The following is a 15,656-nucleotide window of genomic DNA, read 5'->3' as shown; positions in this document are numbered from 1 at the left end:
TACCCGCCATCACTCACCCCCGACCAGCTTGTATCGAACATCAATCTTCCCATCTTTTACTCTCATCTGGACCTCACCCATCTGATCTGTTCGATAAATCTCTGACCCGGTAGCTTCCAGACGTTCCATCACCCCCGGATTGGGATGCCCATATGTATTGTTAACACCAGCAGATATGACGGCGGTTTTGGCGTTCCAATATTGGAGCCAGGCTTCGGTGGACGACGTTTTGCTTCCATGATGAGCTACTTTTAACACATCAATGGAGATAGATGCTGAAGTATCATTTGAATTAACCTGCAACGGGCGTGTAAATACCCTTTGTACAACTCCCTCTGCAACTCCAAGATCTGATCCTTTCTGTTCAAACTGGGCAGCCAGCGATCCATCCTCAATCATATAGAGCAAATCCTGCTCGGCTGCTGCATCCATATCACCCGTGAACAACATAGTGGCTCCCGCCATATCCAGCAAAAAGACAACGGAATCATGATTCTGGTGTTCAGATACAGGCAGAGCACCTATCCTATCCACCACCTCTCCTAGATCCGGCGAAATAAAATGCAGCGTTGTCTCCCGATCTGCCTTATATGACATACCCTGCTTAATAGCATATAATGGGATTTTCCGTGCGATAGCAGTATCTACTAATTTATCAAAGTTATCTTTTCCACTGGTTGTACCATTAAACATGAATCGTTTAACAGGGATCTGTTCCAGTACGGCCTGCAACCCTCCAGCATGATCTTGGTCAGCATGCGTCACAATGACAGCATCCAGTTGATGGATACCTCTTTTTTTCAGTAAAGGAACGACGACCTTTGCACCTACTTCATAGGGGTCGCGCCTTGCTTTCCATGATTGTTCGATATTGCCAAAGTTAACCGTTCCTCCGCCGTCCACCAGAATATGTTTACCTTCCGGCGTTGTAATTAATGTGCTGTCGCCTTGTCCAATGTCCAAAAATTGTACGATACCGGTTCCCGCAGACTGGGGAGTCTGGTATGCCCACCACAATCCAGCCAAAAAGCTGAACGCGAGCAACCCGCACAACCATCGCTGGATTTTACTCAGTCGCGGATTGGCATAGTATCCGGCACCTCTTGCAGTGAATGCACTGGTATACTCCGGCCAGGCTATGCTGGCTCCTAATGTTGTTAACGATGTTTCTTTTCCTCCTGAACGAGGGTCACCCTGACGCTGTGTTACAGTTGACATTGAAGCACCAATGCCCATAATCCCCATCGCAACGGAAGGTTGTCGTCGGACAAGAGGAGCCGTATCTTCCTCTACCAACCCTGATTCTCTTTGTGCACCATTGCCCCGATTCAACAGGTGAAGTAAGGCATATAACACTGCATAATATGAAGCAATCCATAACAAACTAGGTGTCGCCCAGATCATTACAAAACCTGGCAGGCTGTTCATCCATTCCACGCTTACAAATGTCAGTTGATTCAGTTGAATCGCAATCCACGCGAGGGGTTTTGCCAAGGGAATCCACACGAATGACAACAGCATGGCGACCGTCCCCACAGGTAATACTATGGCACTAATCAACGATACGAGCAGAAAGTTGGCTACAAAAGAGAGCAACGAAAACTGGTTGAAATACAGAATAGTCACCGGAAAAGAAATTAACTGTGCGGTCACCGTAACGGATGCGGTTGCGGCCAGAGATTTGGGCCAGCTGCTAAACAATCGGTTAATTAGAGGCATATAGATCATCAAACCTGCGGTCACCAGAAAAGATAACTGAAAGCTGACGCTCAGCAAAAAGTACGGGTCCCACCACATCATCAGCAATGCTGCTGCACTGATCATCTGAAGACCATCTCTGGCAAGGCCACGACGTGCTAGGTATAAACCAATCATAGACATGATCCCTGCTCGAATCACGGATGGTGAACCACCGGATAGCAGTACATAAGCTGGCACCAGTACCAGGACAATCGTAAGTGCCGTCTCTCTCGTAAGTCTTAACCAGGATAGAAGAAGGAGTAGCGATGCCACATAGACTGCCACATGGGTTCCGGAGATTGCCAGAATATGCGTTAAACCCAGTTGTGAGAACTGACCATAGGTACCCGGATCGATATCCTTTGCCATACCGATAATAAGCCCTTTCATATAACCTGCATGAGGTTCGGGAAATAATCGCTCAACCGTTGAACCCAACGTATGTCTCATCCAGTCAGTCCACCGAAGAATGCCGAATTGCCCAAGCCCTTCTGGGGAGCGGCCGTTACCGAGCTGGCTCCCTTCACTTTGAACAGCCAATGGATATGCAATGTCCGCAAATAACTGCGATAGTCAAACCCACCAAAGTTTCTAGCCTCACCAGGAGAGGCAAATGAACCCTTGAGCGTGATTGCATCTCCCCTCTTCCAGCCTGCGGCCACCTGTTGTTCTTCTTCCTCCACCAATCTGACTTGTACCATCAGAGTTTCACTACCATTAAACAAAGATACAGCTGCCGTCTCGGTATCTGTGGGTGAATCCGAAATCGGCAGTAACGAGGACATCTGTATCTTAAAGTCCGCCCGATCTCCATCAATGCGTACATCTGACATAAGCTCACCCTGAATTTCGGCAGCCATTCCGTCCATCTCATCAGCAGCAATATGGATGGTCTCAGGCAAACTACTATGATTGCGTATGTCATTCCACTCCCAATGTACAGTGCCTCCAACAAAGGCAGCGAGTAAAAATAAGATAGACCATCCACGTACATCCATGAAACGCAGTAGAAGTGGCAGACATGCCAGCGCTCCCACCATCCCCCAGATTAACGTCCAGCCTGTTAAAGCACATGCCAAGCCGCTACCGCATAACCAGCAGATCGTAAAACTTAGCAAAGGTCTGCCTTTCATTTGTATTCCTCCTTCATTTCCACCCATTGAACACAGAAAAACCCCCGGAAAGCCGTTTCAGGCTTGCCGGAGGTTCTTCCCCGCTCATTCTTTGGAACATATTCATATTAGTTACTCACAGTCATCATCGTTTCCCGCGGGGGCTGGTAACTCTCCAGCCTACGGAACGTTATGCCCTTCTGTTGCATCATGTTGGTAACCTTGCCAGTATCTTTGGGATAAGAACGATGAAAGACGATTTCTGTAATACCACTATTTGCGAGCATATTGGCACATGTCCAGCAAGGTTCGTCGGTCACATACACAGACGAACCTTCGCGGTCAATTCGATCGGTGAATAAAAGCAAATTTTGCTCCGCATGGATTGTGCGAATGCAGCGTTGCTTTTTGACCATATCTTCTTGTCCATCGGTTACGACCAACTCATACTCTTCCGATATCATGCAACCTGCTTCAGAACAGTCCGGGACGCCTGAGGGTGCACCATTATAGGCTGTCCCCAGCAGTTTCTTTCCCTGAACTAGCACGGCACCCACATGACGACGCGAACAGCGAGAACGGGTTGAGACCATATATGCGATGTCCATAAAATACGTGTCCCAGTCCTTGCGTACCTCTACTGTACTCATGCTGCTTTCCTCCCGCTCAACACAATTTTCATTCTAATATTACCGGATCTGCACATACGGTGCCATCTTCTCCAGCATCTTCATCCCGATTCCTTTGACCTTCGTCAGATCGCTAACTTTGGCAAAAGGACCATGTGCATTCCGATAGTCCACAATAGCCTGAGCTTTCTTCTCCCCGATTCCGGGAAGCTCTGTAAGCTTGGAGACAGGTGCGGTATTCACATCAATCTTGCCATTGTCACTAGCTTCCTCACGAACTACAGATGCATTCCTGCTTGATGCTGTCTCGGAGGTAACGGAAGGATTGGAATTCGTACCTTGCACGACCGGCTCAATCGAAGTTGATGAAACCCCAACGCTCGAAAGCTCTTTAGACTCTCCTGCCTTTGCATCATTCCCCGTCTGCTCGGCCCTTGCATCCGTTGCGGAAGTTGCTCCTATATTGCCCTGAACCGAATTAGCCGACTGTACAGCAGGAAGTTCCTGCTCTATCGTCGGCTTCTCGGTGCCGAGCTGCATGGATTCCCAGCCACTAGGTGGCTGTTCACTTTTGCCCGACCATAATATGAGTATACTCCCAACCACCGCAGCAGCAATGGTCATGCCCTTATTCCATCTCATTCTTCCACACCTCTCCCTGAATTCAAAATCATTCATTTCGAACACGGGCGGTGCTTCCGAACCGTTGAATATCTCTGATAAAACAAGTTGTGCATTTTTCATGTCATGTGAAACAGGTCCTTACGCATAGAATAGAGGGAATGAACTGCGCCAGTACCGTAAAGCATGAAAGGAGGCCTGAAACAATGAAGGTTGGATTTATCGGAACCGGCAGCATGGGCAGCCTGCTGATCTATGCCCTGATCCAATCGGGTGCACTCGAGCCCCGGCAGATCGCTGCAAGCAATAGAACCCCGTCCAAAGTACGTCAGTTATCCCTCCGTTACCCTGGTCTACATGAATCCCAGAGCAATCGGGAAACGGTTATCCGAAGCAATATCATCTTCCTGTGCGTGAAGCCGCTTGAATTCAAACATGTCATTGACGACATCCTGCCTGTCGTGAATCCCAATCATATGATTGTATCGATCACCAGTCCCGTGCAGCTGCGCCATCTGGAATCTTCACTTCCTTGCAAAGTCTCCAAGGTTATTCCCAGCGTCACACACCAGGTCGGCAGTGGAGCGTCCCTGTGCATACACGGCGAACGCATGACTACCGAAGACCGCGCTGTGCTGGAAGATCTGCTCAGCCATATAAGCAAACCATACCAAGTGGATGAAGCCTGTACCCGGATCACATCCGACTTCTCCAGCTGCGGACCTGCATTCATATCGTTCTTTTTGGAGCAATGGATTGAAAGTGCCGTGAAGCTTACAGGTATCAAACGGGCAGATGCCTGCGCTCTGGCTGGCGAAATGCTCCTTGGAACAGGCAAGTTGCTTACCGAAGGAGGATACACTCCGCAAGAGCTTCAGGCTCGCGTCGCTGTACCCGGCGGTATTACCGCTCAGGCACTTGCACTGCTAAAGGTTAGTCTGAATGGAGTGTTCGACAGCCTGATCCACACGACACATGACAAATATGATGAAGATTTGTTGAAACTGGATGAACTATTCCGAGCTAGTGAGATTAACCGGCAACAATATTAACCAGTTTGCCTGGAACGGCAATGACCTTGCGAATGGTCTTGCCTTCCAGCGCCTGCTTAACAGGATCCAGTTCCATCGTATAGTCCTGCATCCCCTGCGCATCCAGATCCTTCGCGATCGTAGCACGAGTTACAATTTTACCGTTGACCTGAACAACAATTTCCACTTCAGCGTCCACTGTCATGGACTCATCATATTCAGGCCAAGCCACGTAAGAGATTCCACCTTCATGACCCAGACGACTCCACAATTCCTCTGCCATATGCGGTGCCAGCGGTGACAACAGCTGTACAAAGTTCTCCATGGCTTCACGAGGCAATGTATCCGCTTTGTATGCATCATTGATGAAGATCATCAGCTGGCTGATGGATGTATTGAAACGCAGATGCTCCAGATCATCCGTAACTTTTTTGATCGTTTTGTGAGCAGTCCGCTTGAACTCGTCCGTTCCACCGTCCACCGTAATCTTGTCATTGATTGCTCCTGTGTCTTCGTTGATGAAGAGACGCCATACGCGTGAAAGGAAACGATGCATGCCTTCAACTCCGTTAGCGTTCCACGGTTTGGTCGCTTCCAATGGCCCCATGAACATCTCGTACAGACGTAATGTATCTGCACCGAATTCATTGACGATTACATCCGGATTAATGACATTACCACGGGATTTACTCATTTTTTCATTATTGGTACCCAGGATCATCCCTTGGTTTACCAGTTTGTGGAAAGGCTCTTTGGTATGCACAACACCCAGATCATACAGCACTTTGTGCCAGAAACGAGCGTACAGCAAGTGAAGCACCGCGTGCTCTGCTCCTCCAATGTACAGATCAACGGGCAGCCACTGCTGCTGTTTCTCCTTAGAGATCAGTTCCTTGTCATTGTGCGGATCGATAAAGCGCAGGTAATACCAGCAGCTCCCCGCCCATTGTGGCATGGTGTTGGTCTCACGACGTGCCTTCATTCCCGTTTCCGGATCTACCGTATTCACCCACTCTGTAACATTCGCAAGTGGCGATTCTCCAGTACCTGAAGGTTTGATCTGGTCGATATCAGGCAGCAACAGCGGAAGTTGATCCTCCGGCACCGTCTTCATCGTTCCGTCTTCCAGATGCAGAATCGGGATTGGCTCACCCCAATAACGCTGACGGCTGAACAGCCAATCGCGCAGACGATAGGTTACTTTTCCTTGTCCCTTGCCGTTCTCTTCCAGCCAAGCAATCATCTTGGCAACCGATTCTTCATTGTTCAGTCCGTTCAGGAAATCAGAATTCACATGTGCGCCATCACCCGAGTACGCCTCTTGTGTAATGTCTCCACCTTGAATAACTTCGATGATATCCAGACCGAACTGCTTCGCAAATTCCCAGTCACGTGCATCATGACCCGGAACAGCCATAACCGCACCTGTACCGTAGCCGGCCAGGACATAATCGGCAATCCAGATTGGCAACTTCGCGCCATTCACCGGATTAATGGCATAGGTTCCAGTGAATACACCTGTTTTGTCTTTGGCCAGATCCGTACGTTCCAGATCACTCTTACGTGCAGCCTGCTCCTGATAAGCTTTGATCGCTTCACGTTGGTCATCGGTTGTAATCGCTGCTACCAATTCATGCTCGGGAGCAAGAACTGCAAAGCTAGCACCGAACAATGTGTCTGCACGGGTTGTGAACACCTTGATGACTTCTTCACGACCTTCAATGGCAAAAACAACTTCTGCTCCTGTCGATTTACCGATCCAGTTGCGTTGCATATCCTTAATGCTCTCAGACCAATCCAGCTCTTCCAGGTCTTCCAACAGACGCTCCGCATACTCAGTAATTCTCAGTACCCACTGGCGCATCGGTTTGCGCACAACCGGATGTCCACCACGTTCACTCTTACCATCAATAACTTCTTCGTTAGCCAATACCGTTCCAAGTGCTTCACACCAGTTGACTGCCACTTCATCAACATAAGCCAAGCCTTTATTGTACAGTTGGATAAAGATCCACTGCGTCCATTTATAATAATCCGGGTCCGTTGTGCTGATCTCACGATCCCAGTCATATGAGAATCCGAGCGATTTGATCTGGCGACGGAAATTGTCAATATTGCGGAATGTAATGTGCCGTGGATGCTCACCCGTATCCAGTGCATGCTGCTCCGCAGGCAGACCGAAAGCATCCCAGCCCATCGGATGCAATACATTATAACCACGCATACGTTTGTAACGGGAGATGATATCCGTAGCCGTATATCCTTCCGGGTGGCCTACATGCAGACCTGAACCGGACGGATAAGGGAACATATCCAATGCATAAAACTTCGGTTTAACCGGGTCCTCACCTGTTTTAAACGTTTTATTTGCATCCCAATATTGCTGCCAACTTTTTTCCATGACTTGTGGCTGATAGCCGTGTTTCGGCTGATGGTTCTCACTCATCTATGTTCCTCCTCAAGATTAATCGCTTTTATTCGCTTTAATTGCAACAAAAAAACCTCAGCATCCCGTAGCGTTTGCAGCGCTAGGGACGAGAGGTTGAATTCCCGTGGTACCACCCTAGTTAGCGGACGAACGTGCTTCGTCATCCACTCCCTTTGGACCTGTAACGGCGGTTAACCGATGCGGATTTCCATGCCCTTACCCATAGTTTGTACAAGCGAGTTAAGAGGATGGTGTAATCACCGCATTTCTCCAAGGCGAGTTCGTGAACTACTGTCAATCGGCTTGCACCAACCGCCGACTCTCTGTCATGTACAGAAATCACTACTGATCCTTATCATCGAAATATGTATACAATATTGGAAACATTATATTAGAAAGCACGCTCAAAGTCAATATGACGCATGGTAATCACCCTTTTGATACATAAGGTTCTTACCTTCTATAACACCCCTTGCTGTTCAGGATAATCTGAAACGTTCGATGCCTTCCTCCAAATTATGAATTGTCCGATTCACATGTTCCTGATTATCATATTGGCGATAAGCGCACTCAATGCGCAGCACCAGATCAAAATACAAGTCATAAAGGCTTCTTCTTCTCAGCTCACTTGGGGTGGTAATCGAATGCCCATAACCTTCCACAAAACCGGGTGTATAGTTAAAATGACTAAAGTAATGCTCCATTAAAGGGTCTGCCCACAGAGATCGTTCAAAGTCAATAATAGCCGTGATGCGACCCGCATCCACTAAAACATTGCCATCCCACAAATCCCAACTGACAAGAACCGGTTCTTTTACATCATCCAGCACTTCCGATTTCTCTGCAATCAAACGTCTCAGTTCTGCGTATCCGATTGTGAATTCAATACCAACTTCTTGCCCATCGATAAGAATATCATCCATCAGATTCATAAATGCTTCTTTCCATGAGGAGTAATGCTGTTTTTTCTCTGAGAAATATCCGAACTTTTCTCCCTTAATTTCGTTAATCCGGCGATTGTAACGACCCAACTCATGTTCAATGTTTGCCTGCTCTTCCGCAGCGTATTGATCCTTGACCTGATTATAAGGTGTCCCAGACATGTACTCCATGACAAAATAACGTGCAGGCGCAATGGTTAAGGAATCATCATACGCCAGCACACGGGGCACGGGAACATCCTGCAATTCCGCGATGAGGCGCAGTGCCTCGACCTCGGCAAGCATAAGATCCTGTTCACAGCGCATCAGATTTGTTGAAGCCGAAGGAGCAATTTTGAGTACAACCCGCTGTGCGTCACTTAGTGTAATCAGATATGCTTGATTGGCCCATCCATCCACCATTTCCTTGTAGTCCTGTATACTTGCAGAGAAGTGCTGATCTATTATGGCATTCAACTGTTCTGACGAGAGTCTTGTTTTATATGTACTTTCCACTTCTGCACCTCACCTTGGCATTTTATCTTCTTAGAAAACGCTTTCTATCCAACCATTATGGCCTCCTTTACTTGAACTGGCAATACTTTTTGTCACGTCAATATGTATTTCTCCCCTCTTATAGCTGTTTGTCATCCCCCTTGAAAAATACGCAAAAAACTGCCCTTATGCACCATAAGGACAGTTCTCATCATTCGCTCCTACTTCACAGCAACGTAGAACAAGCGCTGTGCGCTGTCTCCCGCCTCTTTCCACTCAAAATCCGCATATACCTTCACATCTCGAAAGCCTGCCTTGGACAACTCCAGCTTCATCCAGTCCGGGTCATATGCACGCTGCACATGAACTTCTTCAAATCGCTGGTACATATCCTTGCTACCATCATCCACACGCGAAAAGATACTGAGATGATGCTCGATCTCACACCGATCCTGATCCAGACCACAAGTCCAAATATAGGATACGGAACGTTCATCCAGCACAAAGGGTTGCTCATCATCATAACGAATAAGGGTATCGGGATGATGAACATCAAACAGGAACGTCCCCCCGGTTTCAGCATCTCATATGTGCGCAGGAATGTTCGAATGACATCTTCCTGTTCCAGCAGATAATTGACACAGTCACAGAAAGAGATCACCGAATCCACAGGCTCCGGCACTCGCCAGTCCCGCATATCCTGCTGCACCCAACGGACGCTGCCTTCCCGGTACAAACGATGGCCCTGAGGCGTAGCCTCCATCTTGCTGCGTGCAACCGACAGCATATCTGCAGAGAGGTCAATGCCTGTAACTTCGAAGCCGGAGTTCACGAGCGGAATCGTAATGGAGCCCGTTCCACAGCCAAGTTCAGCGACACTTTTGGGCATTCCATGCTGTTCCCACGCTGTTCTTGCAAACCTTATCCAGTCCGGATAAGGCATATCTTCCATTAATTCATCATAGACATAGGCAAATTTCCGGTAAGACATGTCAGGCACCGCACTTTCAATTTCATTTTCCAATCTGGATCTAATCAAAGAAAAAGCAGGGGCATCCGGTGTTTACCCAGTCTGGCCCTGCTTTATCCGAGTTCTATATAAGTTCAACTAAAGAATATTTACACTTGCCACTCCGATGACAGAATAACCTTCCGATCGCTGTTAGCCCCAGATTTTTTTGATTCCCTTCTTCAGAAGGAAAAATCCGGGGATAAAGGCGAACGCTTCGCTTCTTCACGTTATTTCTGTCCTCTACGTTCTCGTGTAAAAAGTTTAGTTGAACCTATATATATTACATGCATTTGGTTCAATTAGTTACCTTCAGTCTGATCCGCAGGCGCAGACTCGGACAGATACGTCCAGCTTTCTTTTTGCACAACCAGTCCGTCTTTCATCAGCTTGCCCAAAGCACGCTTGAAGGCAGATTTACTGATGCCAAAACGCTGCTTAATGATATCCGGTGGAGTTGCATCCGAGTATGGCATGCCGCCCATCGGACGCTCTTTCATGAATGCAAGCAGCTTGTCTGCGTCTTCGTTACGTCCGACTTCTTTTAATTGAGTCATGGCCAGGTTGACACGTCCGTCTTCACGTACCAGCGTCACCCGACATTTAACTTTCTCACCGAGACGCAGCATATGGCTACGTTCGGATGAATGAATCATACCAATCGCACCAAAGCCCAGTACACCGCCCTCTACAAGGACAAAAGTACCCATCTGCAATGGCTTGTATACCGTCGCTTCAACCCATTCGTTCAACCATGAAGATGGGGCATGGAAAGACAAAGGTGAAAGTTCACGTTCCCCGGCCAACTTGGCACGCAGACGTCCTTGCTTGTCATGTTCCATCATCACAAAGACTTCATCCCCAACTTGGGGACGCAGCTCAGCCAGTTCAGGCAATTCACGAATAGGAAGCAACAATTGCCGTCCAAGTCCCATCTCCAGGAAACAGCCCAGGCGTGGATGGACATCAGCCACAACCAGTCGTGCCATTTCGCCCAACATGAGATAAGGCTTTTTCATCGTTACAGCCAGACGATCTTCTGTATCAAAGAATACAAAGACTTCCAACGTCTCGCCGATTTTGACATCCCGCGTTAGCTCGGTATAGTGAAGCAGTACATCTTCCGATCCTGTCGTCAAAAAATAACCAAACGGAGACACTTCACGTGAAACCGGTAGAGAGACGACTGTTCCAGCGATCAAACTCATACCGTTTCCACCACTTTAGCATCAGACCATAGACGCTCAATGTTGTAGTATTCACGCTCGTCGCGGTGGAAGATATGAACAACTACATCGCCCATGTCCATCAGTACCCAACGTGCAGAATCCATGCCTTCAATACCTTTAATATTCACACCGGCTGCGTGAGCCTGTTTGCGAATTTCAGTGGCAATCGCCTGTACCTGTGTATCGGAATTACCGTGACAGATAACAAAATAGTCCGCCACCAAGGAAATGTTAATTAGATCCAAAGCTACAATATTGGATGCCTTTTTGTCGTCAGCGGCAGCAACTGCCATATTCATAAGTTCTTTCGATGATACTGTCATGAACCAACCTCCATAATCTATATTTGTGCAATCAAGTCATTCCGGGCCAACATGGTCAAAGGATAAATGACACGGCGCTGCGAGATCAGCAAGCTGATCGTCGAGTCGAATCCGGCAATTAAACCTTCCTCCAGACTATGTTCAGCCTGTTCGCGAATGTGATCCACTCCCGGAAAATCTCGTCCCGGTTCGATGTAATCGGCAAGACATACCACTTTGTCCAGCAAGCTCATGCCCACCCGACCCGAGGTATGCCACCGGATGGCATTCATAATTTCGGAATCGTCTACACCGTAATCACGCTGGGCTACAAAAGCACCGACTTCGGAATGCCAGAGCTGCTTGTCATGCTGCAGAAGTTCCTGATTCAATCCGTTATCACGGATGACCGCTTTCATCTCTGCAACGGGCCAATACTTCGCCACATCATGCAATATTGCTGCCAAATCTGCTTTCACAGGATCAGCACCGTATTTACCAGCCAAAATTACTGCCGATTCCATCACGCCCAGTGTATGCTTCCAGCGCTTCTCCGGCATTTGCCCGGATACAGCTTGAATCAGTTCCTCACGGCTTAGTCCCATATAAACCGCTCCTTACAATGTATTGGTGCACCTCATCAGGAATCATGAAGCGGACCGAATGTCCCTTGGCCAGACGTCTACGTATGGCTGTCGATGAAATATCCACCAGGGGCATCTCGGCCAACAGCACCCGATCCTGTAACTCGTCCGGCAGATCATCCAGATGTAACTGGAAGCCCGGACGACCAACCCCGATAAAAATTAAACGTTCCGCAAGTTCCTCAATCTGCTCCCATTTGGGAAGATAGTTCACCATATCCGCTCCGATAATGAAATAGAACTCATGTTCAGGATGGCGACGCCACAGTTCCTTCATGGTGTCAATTGTATAGGACACTCCGCCAAGTTCCATCTCGATATCGAGCACCTCATATTGCTGCACACCCTTCACAGCCGCTTCCGTCATGTCGAGACGTTGCTGTCCCGAAGCTCCGGCACCGCGTTTGTGAGGTGGAACATGGGAAGGCATGAACCAGATTTCATCCAGTGCATGCGAATCCCTTGCCGTTTCGGCTGCAAGGAGGTGCCCCATGTGGATCGGATCAAACGTACCACCCATGATGCCGATCTTCACCTGCGTCACGCTCCCTTATCTAGGTAGTTCGATTTGTTTGTTATCGCGCGATTCTTTGTACAGGATGATCGTGTTACCGATGACTTGCACAAGTTCGCTTTTCGTTTCACGGGCAACTTCTTCTGCCATCTCTTTTCTGTCATCATCATTGTTGTTCAACACTTGCACTTTCATCAATTCGCGTTTCTCAATCGCATCTTCGATGTGACGGAACAGGTGCTCATTCGTTCCACCTTTACCAATCTGAAATACAGGGGTCAGATGATGTGCCTGTGACCGCAAAAAGCGCTTTTGTTTACCGTTTAACATGAATACTCCATACTCCTTATATTGAGCAGGTCCTAATCGACAGTTCAAAGAATGTCTGGACCTGACCATTCAATTATTGTTTTTTCACACTTTAAAACTGTTTAATACCGCACGTCTCATGGTGTCCACAGGAGCCGGAATGCCGAGCCAATGTTCGAAGGCTACAGCCCCTTGGTATACAAACATCCCCAGACCACCATGCACAATGCATCCGCGTAACCGCGACTCACGAAGCAGACGGGTCTCCAGCGGATTGTAGATCAGATCACTCACAGCAGTTCCTTCACGAATCAGTGCAGGATCAACAGGTACGTCATGCATATGAGGATGCATTCCGGCAGCCGTTGTATTAATGACAATATCAGCCGTTGCCAGAACTGCCGCAGCTTCTTCCATGCCACTGCCTGAGATTTCACCCAGACCATGGCTCCGCAGATCGGAAGCAAGTGCACTAGCCCTGTCTGCTGTGCGATTCAGAATGCTGATTCGCTCCGGCTTCTCCAGTGCAAGCGCATATATGACACCTCTAGCTGCTCCGCCCGCTCCAAGTACAGCTATACGTTTGCCCGCAAGCTCCGGCACAGCCTCTTCCCTCAGCGATCGAACATAACCGATACCATCCGTGTTGTACCCTGTCAGTGTTCCACTTTCATTGACGATGGTATTCACCGCACCAATCAGGCGAGCACTTTCATCGATGACATCGAGGTACTGCATCACCTGCTCTTTGTGCGGGATGGTGACATTAACACCACGATAGCCCAGTGCCACAATTCCCCGAACCGCCGCATCTAATTGATTCGGATGAACGTGCAGTGGCATATACATTCCGTTCACTCCGGCAGCCTGCAGAGCCGCATTGTGCATTGCCGGTGACTTGGAATGAGCAATAGGGTCACCCATAACGCCAAGCAACACGGGGAGTGATGGGTTGATTTTTTTCTGCTCAGACATAGGTCCGCCTCCGATCCGATCTGATGTACAGGTGCTAAGTTTACACTAGATCAAAGATGGACGGATCTGTACACGAATGCCTTTTGGAGCATGGATAGCAACCAGGGCACCGTTATTGCCATTCACTTTAATCCAGCCCAGACCAGAGATGAACACATCCGATTGACTGCCACGTTTGATGCGGAACTCATGTCTGGTCCATTCAGCCATCTCTGCTGCGTCCTCACGGGTTGGAGGAGATAATAATTCTCCCAGGTGGTCACGATACAGATCATCTGCACGCTCCAGCTTCGTCCGGTGAATATCCAGTGCCGTGCTGATGAAGCAAGTGAACGACTGACGGTCACCTTCGACAAAATCAAATCGAGCCATGCCGCCGAAGAACAGCGTCTGACCAGAATTCAACTGATAAACAGCCGGTTTAAGCGGCTTGTCCGGCATAATGGCAGCGAGATCCTTACGGGATACAATCTCGCTGAAACGCCATGGATATACGATTCCAGGCGTATCAATAATATATTTGCCATCATCTAGCGGGATGTTCACCATATCCAGAGTGGTTCCCGGATAACGGGATGTGGTCAGTTCCTGCTCCAGATCGCTGTAATCCCGGATCAAACGGTTAATCAGTGTGGATTTACCCACATTGGTCCCGCCAACCACATATACGTCACGATCTTCGCGATAGGTTCCGACAAGCTCAAGCAGTCGGTCAAAGCCCTGATTTTGCTTCGCACTGCACAAAACCACATCCACGGTGCGCAAACCTTGTTCTTTGGCTTGCATCTGCACCCAATTGCGAATCTTGTTCCAGTTCGTTACTTTTGGAAGCAAGTCTGTTTTGTTCACAGCAAGCAATACCGGATTATTGCCTACAAACCGTTGCAGACCCGAGATAATGCTGCCATCAAAGTCAAACAAATCAACGATATGGATGACAAGTGCATCCTTATCCCCGATTTTGCTTAGCAGAGCCAGGAATTCGTCCTGATCCACCGTAACGGATGATGACTCATTGTAGTTTTTGATCCGGAAACAACGCTGGCAGATGACCGGTTCACGATCGAGTGCCTTTTCGGGAATAAACCCTGGTATTTCCGAATTTTCTGTTTGCAGATGCACGCCGCATCCGCTGCACCTTACGGCAAGGTTGCCGTTATGCGTTTCTGTCATTTCTTCTTTTCCTCCTCAAGCCATAAGCCTTTCTTGCGCAAACTCGTTAGAGCAATCCGTTCCACGCGTCGATTGAAGCGGGTCATGAATCCTTCGTCCCTAATGGAGATCGGCAGTACCAGAACGGTATATAGACCCATTCGGTTCCCTCCATAGACGTCCGTAAGCATCTGATCACCTACTACAATCGTTTTATCCGGAGATAACTCCAACATTTTCATTGCTCTACGAAACGGTACATTCGATGGTTTGCGTGCACTATGCACAAACTGGATATCCAGCGGGGTCGCAAACAGGGATACACGATTCAAATTGTTATTGGACACAATCATCAGCTTGAAACCGGCCGCTTTCACACGTGCAAACCATTCAATCAGTTCGGGCGTAGCGTCAGGGGCTTTGGCTCCAACGAGTGTGTTGTCCAGATCAGTTATAATTCCACGGTAGCCTTGAGCGTACAGCTCTTCCAGATTAATGTCAAAAACCGTGTCTACACGCAGCTTGGGCATTAACATTTTAAACAAA

At 48.3% G+C, this 15,656-nt stretch carries 15 protein-coding genes, 1 pseudogene and 1 other annotated feature; of the genes and pseudogenes, 1 reads left to right on the top strand and 15 read right to left on the bottom strand.

What is annotated here, in order from left to right; translation table 11 throughout:
• Positions 1-9 precede the first annotated feature (9 nt).
• The 4 genes from C0Q44_RS12460 to C0Q44_RS12445 form a co-directional block, all read right to left on the bottom strand.
• Positions 10-2,190 (bottom strand): ComEC/Rec2 family competence protein, encoded by a 2,181-nt coding sequence (locus tag C0Q44_RS12460; protein ID WP_105407516.1) that lies wholly within the window; start codon positions 2,188-2,190, stop codon positions 10-12.
• A complete protein-coding gene (locus tag C0Q44_RS12455) occupies positions 2,187-2,873 on the bottom strand; it encodes a ComEC/Rec2 family competence protein (RefSeq protein ID WP_181150963.1) in 687 nt (228 codons plus the stop codon). The genes C0Q44_RS12460 and C0Q44_RS12455 overlap by 4 nt, the downstream gene beginning before the upstream one ends.
• Positions 2,874-2,980: 107 nt before the next feature.
• Positions 2,981-3,502, bottom strand: coding sequence for a deoxycytidylate deaminase (locus C0Q44_RS12450; RefSeq protein ID WP_105407514.1), 522 nt, complete (start codon positions 3,500-3,502; stop codon positions 2,981-2,983).
• Positions 3,503-3,541: 39 nt separating this feature from the next.
• Positions 3,542-4,123, bottom strand: a complete 582-nt coding sequence (locus tag C0Q44_RS12445; protein WP_258166259.1) for a ComEA family DNA-binding protein — start codon at positions 4,121-4,123, stop codon at positions 3,542-3,544.
• Between the two features lie 185 nt (positions 4,124-4,308).
• Here C0Q44_RS12445 and comER point away from each other — a divergent pair, with 185 nt between their 5' ends.
• Positions 4,309-5,154 carry a late competence protein ComER gene (gene comER, locus C0Q44_RS12440; protein WP_105407513.1) on the top strand — a complete coding sequence of 282 codons (846 nt, stop codon included), beginning with the start codon at positions 4,309-4,311 and terminating at the stop codon, positions 5,152-5,154.
• Here the strand turns inward: comER and leuS are convergent.
• The 11 genes and pseudogenes from leuS to C0Q44_RS12385 form a co-directional block, all read right to left on the bottom strand.
• On the bottom strand, positions 5,135-7,579 hold the full coding sequence (gene leuS, locus C0Q44_RS12435; protein WP_105407512.1) for a leucine--tRNA ligase: 2,445 nt from the start codon (positions 7,577-7,579) through the stop codon (positions 5,135-5,137). The genes comER and leuS overlap by 20 nt on opposite strands.
• An 81-nt stretch (positions 7,580-7,660) precedes the next feature.
• Positions 7,661-7,929, bottom strand: a binding site (T-box leader).
• Between the two features lie 111 nt (positions 7,930-8,040).
• On the bottom strand, positions 8,041-8,997 hold the full coding sequence (locus C0Q44_RS12430; protein ID WP_105407511.1) for a phosphotransferase family protein: 957 nt from the start codon (positions 8,995-8,997) through the stop codon (positions 8,041-8,043).
• A gap of 200 nt (positions 8,998-9,197) precedes the next feature.
• Positions 9,198-9,967, bottom strand: a pseudogene (locus tag C0Q44_RS12425) (class I SAM-dependent DNA methyltransferase).
• Positions 9,968-10,287: 320 nt separating this feature from the next.
• Positions 10,288-11,193, bottom strand: coding sequence for a CvfB family protein (locus tag C0Q44_RS12420; protein WP_105407510.1), 906 nt, complete (start codon positions 11,191-11,193; stop codon positions 10,288-10,290).
• A complete protein-coding gene (gene rsfS / locus C0Q44_RS12415) occupies positions 11,190-11,537 on the bottom strand; it encodes a ribosome silencing factor (RefSeq protein ID WP_024628517.1) in 348 nt (115 codons plus the stop codon). The genes C0Q44_RS12420 and rsfS overlap by 4 nt, the downstream gene beginning before the upstream one ends.
• Positions 11,538-11,554: 17 nt before the next feature.
• Complete coding sequence (gene yqeK, locus C0Q44_RS12410) at positions 11,555-12,121, bottom strand: bis(5'-nucleosyl)-tetraphosphatase (symmetrical) YqeK (protein ID WP_105407509.1); 567 nt, start codon at positions 12,119-12,121, stop codon at positions 11,555-11,557.
• Positions 12,105-12,695: a nicotinate-nucleotide adenylyltransferase gene (locus tag C0Q44_RS12405; RefSeq protein WP_105407508.1), complete on the bottom strand. Its 591-nt coding sequence runs from the start codon at positions 12,693-12,695 to the stop codon at positions 12,105-12,107. The genes yqeK and C0Q44_RS12405 overlap by 17 nt, the downstream gene beginning before the upstream one ends.
• Positions 12,696-12,710: 15 nt before the next feature.
• Positions 12,711-13,004 (bottom strand): ribosome assembly RNA-binding protein YhbY, encoded by a 294-nt coding sequence (gene yhbY / locus C0Q44_RS12400; protein ID WP_105407507.1) that lies wholly within the window; start codon positions 13,002-13,004, stop codon positions 12,711-12,713.
• An 84-nt stretch (positions 13,005-13,088) separates the two neighbouring features.
• A complete protein-coding gene (gene aroE / locus C0Q44_RS12395) occupies positions 13,089-13,958 on the bottom strand; it encodes a shikimate dehydrogenase (RefSeq protein ID WP_105407506.1) in 870 nt (289 codons plus the stop codon).
• A 45-nt stretch (positions 13,959-14,003) separates the two neighbouring features.
• Positions 14,004-15,131 carry a ribosome biogenesis GTPase YqeH gene (gene yqeH, locus C0Q44_RS12390; protein WP_105407505.1) on the bottom strand — a complete coding sequence of 376 codons (1,128 nt, stop codon included), beginning with the start codon at positions 15,129-15,131 and terminating at the stop codon, positions 14,004-14,006.
• Complete coding sequence (locus tag C0Q44_RS12385; RefSeq protein ID WP_105407504.1) at positions 15,128-15,655, bottom strand: YqeG family HAD IIIA-type phosphatase; 528 nt, start codon at positions 15,653-15,655, stop codon at positions 15,128-15,130. Before C0Q44_RS12385 ends, yqeH begins: the two co-directional genes overlap by 4 nt.
• Position 15,656: the final 1 nt, after the last annotated feature.

Source organism: Paenibacillus sp. PCH8, assembly GCF_002968835.1.
GTDB lineage: Bacteria > Bacillota > Bacilli > Paenibacillales > Paenibacillaceae > Paenibacillus.
Note: the sequence above shows the minus strand (reverse complement) of the source record. Positions and strands in the feature narration are given on the sequence as shown.